Source organism: Streptomyces katrae (genome assembly GCF_000966975.1).
GTDB classification, from domain to species: domain Bacteria; phylum Actinomycetota; class Actinomycetes; order Streptomycetales; family Streptomycetaceae; genus Streptomyces; species Streptomyces katrae.
In genome coordinates, this window is sequence record NZ_JZWV01000659.1 from 1 (window position 1) to 3,978 (window position 3,978).

3 protein-coding genes are annotated in these 3,978 nt (G+C 73.4%); all 3 read left to right on the forward strand.

What is annotated here, in order from left to right; genetic code table 11:
* Window positions 1-106 precede the first annotated feature (106 nt).
* Window positions 107-2,071, forward strand: coding sequence for a peptidoglycan D,D-transpeptidase FtsI family protein (locus VR44_RS23375; protein WP_045949541.1), 1,965 nt, complete (start codon window positions 107-109; stop codon window positions 2,069-2,071).
* A 43-nt stretch (window positions 2,072-2,114) separates the two neighbouring features.
* Complete coding sequence (locus VR44_RS23380) at window positions 2,115-3,809, forward strand: UDP-N-acetylmuramoyl-L-alanyl-D-glutamate--2,6-diaminopimelate ligase (RefSeq protein WP_045949542.1); 1,695 nt, start codon at window positions 2,115-2,117, stop codon at window positions 3,807-3,809.
* The coding region (locus VR44_RS44125) for a Mur ligase domain-containing protein (RefSeq protein ID WP_245692120.1) at window positions 3,806-3,978 on the forward strand (173 nt) is incomplete at its 3' end. The genes VR44_RS23380 and VR44_RS44125, both read left to right, overlap by 4 nt.

Genomic DNA, 3,978 nt, shown 5'->3' on the forward strand with positions numbered 1-3,978 from the left:
CTGGGGGTACCCCCGGACGGAGTCCGGGGGAGATCGAGGCGCGGGGTCTGGGGCGGAGCCCCAGGAGGCCGGGCGGGGCTTCCTCGCGCCGTCGCGGAGCGCACCGGTGAGCCCCAAGGAGCCCCCGCGCCGGGTGCCGGGCCCGGGGCGGCCCCGGACCACCGCCAAGACGCCCGCGCAGCGGGCCCCGCACACCATCCGGCTCGGGAGCCCCAAGCCCCGGCTGCGGCTGGTCGGTGTCGGGCTCACCCTCGTGATGCTCGCCTTCGTCGTCCGGCTCCTGCAGGTGCAGGCCGTCGACGCCTCCGCGTACTCCGCCAAGGCCACCGAGAACCGCTTCGCCAAGTACGTCCTGGCCGCCGAGCGCGGGGAGATCACCGACCGCAAGGGCGTCGCCCTGGCGACCAGCGTCGACGCGTACGACATCACCGCCGACCCGAAGATGTTCACCCCCCAGGAGAGCAAGGCCCCCGACGCCCCCGAGCAGGCCGCGGCCCTCCTCGCGCCGATCCTCGGCAAGGACGCCAAGGAGATCGCCGCCCGGCTGAAGACCAAGGACACCCGCTACGTGGTCCTGGCCCGCCGGCAGACCCCCCAGGTCTGGAACCAGATCAAGGACCTCAAGAAGCTCTTCGCCGACAAGGCGGCCGCCGACAAGCGGAACAACGGCCCCGGCGCCAACGTCATCGCCGGCGTCTTCAACGAGAACAGCAGCAAGCGCGTGTACCCGAACGGCGACCTCGCCGCCGGGATACTGGGCTACGTCAACGCCGAGGGCAAGGGCGGCGGCGGCCTGGAGTCGGCCCTCGACAAGAAGCTGGCCGGCAAGGACGGCGAGATCACCTACGCCCAGTCCGGCGGCCGCCGCGTCCCCACGGCCGGGTCCCACGAGAAGCCCGCCGTGCCCGGCGAGGACATCGAGCTGACCATCGACCGCGACATCCAGTGGGCCGCCCAGAGCGCCATCGCCGAGCAGGTCGAGAAGTCCGGCGCCGACCGCGGCTACGTCGTCGTCCAGGACACCCGTACCGGAGAGGTGCTGGCCATGGCCAACGCCCCCGGCTTCGACCCCAACGACCTGACCCGGGCCCGTTCCGCAGCCATGGGCAACGCCGCCCTCCAGGACGTCTACGAGCCCGGTTCCACCGCCAAGGTGATCTCCATGGCCGCCGTCCTGGAGGAGAAGAAGGCCACCCCCGACACCCACGTCGAGGTCCCCAACCGGCTGCACCGCGGCGACCGGCTCTTCAAGGACGACGTCGACCACTCCACCTGGTACCTGACCCTCAACGGGGTCCTCGCCAAGTCCTCCAACATCGGCACCATCCTGGCCACCGGGCAGCTCGGCGCCACCCAGCCCGAGGCCAACCGGGTCCTGTACTCCTACCTGGACCGGTTCGGCATCGGACGGCCCACCGGCCTGAACTACCCCGGAGAGTCCCGCGGCATCCTCGCCAAGCCGGAGGCCTGGTCCACCTCGCAGCAGTACACGATCCCCTTCGGCCAGGGCCTGTCCCTCAACGCGATGCAGGCGGCCTCCGTCTACTCGACGATCGCCAACGGCGGGGTCCGGATCACCCCGACCCTGGTGCGCGGCAGCAAGGGACCCGACGGCCGCTTCACCCCGGCCCCGGCGCCCGAGAAGACCCGGGTGATCAGCCAGCAGACGGCCAAGACGCTCTCCGAGATGCTCGAGTCCGTGGTCGACGACCAGGAGGGCACCGGAACCAAGGCGAAGATCCCCGGCTACCGGGTCGGCGGCAAGACCGGCACCTCCAACCGGGTGGATCCGGCCACCGGCCGCTACAAGGGCTACACCGCCTCCTTCGCCGGCTTCGCCCCCGCCGACGACCCCCGGATCACCGTCTACTGCGCCATCCAGAACCCCACCAAGGGCAGCTACTTCGGCGGCCAGATCTGCGGCCCGATCTACAAGACGGTCATGGAGTTCGCACTCAAGACCCTCCAGGTCGCGCCCACCGGAACGGCCCCCGCGGGCCTCCCGGTGACCTACGGATCCGCTCCGCCGCCCGCCGCCCCGCCCGCCGCGCAGCCCAGCCCGCAGCCCTGACACAGAACCGACCGTCCCACCACCCACGCGTGAGGCCCCATCAGTGACAACGATCACCCCGAAACCCGGGAACCAGACGGCCGGAGCCGCCCCGGACGGGCCCTCGCTTCGCGAGCGGCCCGCCGCGCCCGGTACGCTCACCGCCGTGCCCCACGCTGATCAGCCCAGAACCGCCCAGAAAGACGCCCCGGCAGCGCCGCCGGGAGCGCCCCGGCCCGTGAACGCCCGCCCGACACCCCTGGGCGAGCTGGCCGGCCTGCTGGGCCTGCCCGAGTCCGGCGACGCACGGATCACCGGCATCACGCACGACTCCCGTGCCGTGCGCCCCGGCGACCTGTACGCGGCCCTGCCCGGAGCCCGGCTGCACGGCGCCGACTTCGCCGCCCAGGCGGCCGCCCTCGGCGCCGCCGCCGTGCTGACCGACCCGGACGGCGCCGAACGCGCCGCCGCCACCGGCCTGCCCGTCCTCGCCGTCGCCGACCCGCGCGGCCGCATGGGCGAGCTGGCCGCGGAGATCTACGGCCGCCCAGGCGAAGCCCTGCTCCAGCTCGGCATCACCGGCACCTCCGGCAAGACCACCACCGCCTACCTCGTCGAGGGCGGACTGCGCGCGGCGGGCAGGACCACCGGACTGGTGGGCACCGTCGAGATGCGCATCGGCGACGAGCGCATCAAGTCCGAGCGCACCACCCCCGAGGCCACCGACCTCCAGGCCCTGTTCGCCGTCATGCGCGAACGCGGCGTCGAGGCCGTCGCCATGGAGGTCTCCAGCCACGCCCTCGTGCTGGGCCGGGTCGACGGCTGCGTCTTCGACGTCGCCGTCTTCAACAACCTCAGCCCGGAGCACATGGAGTTCCACTCCGACATGGAGGACTACTTCCAGGCCAAGGCGCAGCTCTTCACCGAGCGCCGCGCCCGCCTGGGCGTGGTCAACGTCGACGACGAGTACGGCCGCCGCCTCGCGAAGGAGTCGGCGATCCCGGTCGTCACCTTCTCCGCCGCCGGCGACCCGTCCGCCGACTGGCGCGCCGAGGACGTGGTCAGCGGCCACATGGACTCCACCCTGACCCTGGTCGGGCCGGACGGACAGCGCGTACGGGCCAAGGCCCCGCTGCCCGGCCCGTTCAATGTCGCCAACACCGTCGCCGCCGTCGTCACGCTCGCCGCCGCCGGAATCGACCCGCAGACCGCCGCCGACGGCGTCGCCGCGGTCCCCGGCGTCCCCGGGCGGCTGGAGCGGGTCGACGCCGGACAGCCGTACCTGGCCGTCGTGGACTACGCCCACAAGACCGACGCCGTCGAGTCCGTGCTGCGCGCCCTGCGCGAGGTCACCACCGGCAGGCTGCACATCGTGCTCGGCTGCGGCGGCGACCGCGACACCACCAAGCGCGGCCCGATGGGCGCCGCGGCGGCCCGCTACGCCGACACCGCCGTCCTGACCTCCGACAACCCGCGCTCCGAGGACCCGCTGAAGATCCTCGCCGCGATGTTCGAGGGCGCCGTCTCCGTCCCCGCCGAGGAGCGGGGCACCGTCCTGGTCGACGCCGACCGGGCCGCGGCCATCGCCGCGGCCGTCGCGCGGGCCGAGGCCGGGGACACCGTCCTCGTCGCGGGCAAGGGCCACGAGCAGGGCCAGGACACCGCGGGGGTCGTACGCCCCTTCGACGACCGTGCGGTGCTCCGCGCGGCCATCGAGAACCAGCAGCTCAGCGCCCGACAGGCCGAGGTGAACCAGTGATCGCCCTCTCCCTCGCCGAGATCGCCGACATCACCGGCGGGCGGCCCCACGACATACCGGACCCCTCCGCGACGGTCAGCGGCCCGGTCGTCATCGACTCCCGCCAGGTGGAGCCCGGCAGCCTCTTCGCCGCCTTCGCCGGCGAGCACGTGGACGGCCACGAGTACGC